The sequence below is a fragment of the [Clostridium] symbiosum ATCC 14940 genome, from assembly GCF_000466485.1.
Taxonomy (GTDB): domain Bacteria; phylum Bacillota; class Clostridia; order Lachnospirales; family Lachnospiraceae; genus Otoolea; species Otoolea symbiosa.
In genome coordinates this window covers 1-704 of sequence record NZ_KE992886.1, presented here as the reverse complement: position 1 = coordinate 704, position 704 = coordinate 1, and the positions used below count along the sequence as shown (strand labels likewise).

Below are 704 nucleotides of genomic sequence, written 5' to 3'. Positions count from 1 at the left end.
TGCTAGTGCGCCCAGAAAGGGCGTGATATTTAACAGGTGGAAATCCTGTCCGGAAAGGTGCTAACCACACCACCGGTAGCGAGTCTTGAGTCGGTAGCAGTAATGCTGCCTTCTAAGCGTAGACAGTCAGGTAACAGGGCTGAAAGTGATAGAGTACCGAAATCGATGCAGTCCGGCAGGCCGACGCTTTTAGCATAGCGGAAGGCAACAGGTGGGTTTATCGCAATGGTGAGATTTCACACACTGCCGCGGTGTCTGAGAGCCAGCCACGTTACACAATGATATCACGTCAACTGGGGAGAGCCTGTCCCCTCCCGTGGGAAGTGTGTTCCCATGGGTATGCCGGACGCGAGGAAGGCAAAAGGGGGGCAGGCAGTCGGATGGCCGGATAGTACCGGAGAAAGCGGGTAATGCCGCCGGAGGGAAGCCGAGAGAGGGCATCAATCCTCAAAGCCCTGCCATATAAGGCAATATCAAAGAGGAAACATCAACTATACACAGAGGTAGACCTATGATGGAAACGAAATTGGAGAGAATATCGCAGTTATCAAGCGAACAACCGGAGTTGGTATTCACATCCGTCGGGCATCTGATTAATAAGGAAATGCTGAAAAGGTGCCACGAACAAATGGATGGAAAGAAAGCGGCAGGAATCGACGGAATAACGAAAGAAGACTACGAAAAGAATCTGGAAGAAAATCTGG

Annotated in this window: 1 pseudogene; it reads left to right on the top strand. The window is 51.0% G+C overall.

The features are described from left to right. Positions 1-511: 511 nt before the first annotated feature. Positions 512-704: pseudogene (locus CLOSYM_RS08990) on the top strand (group II intron reverse transcriptase/maturase); the annotation flags it as partial.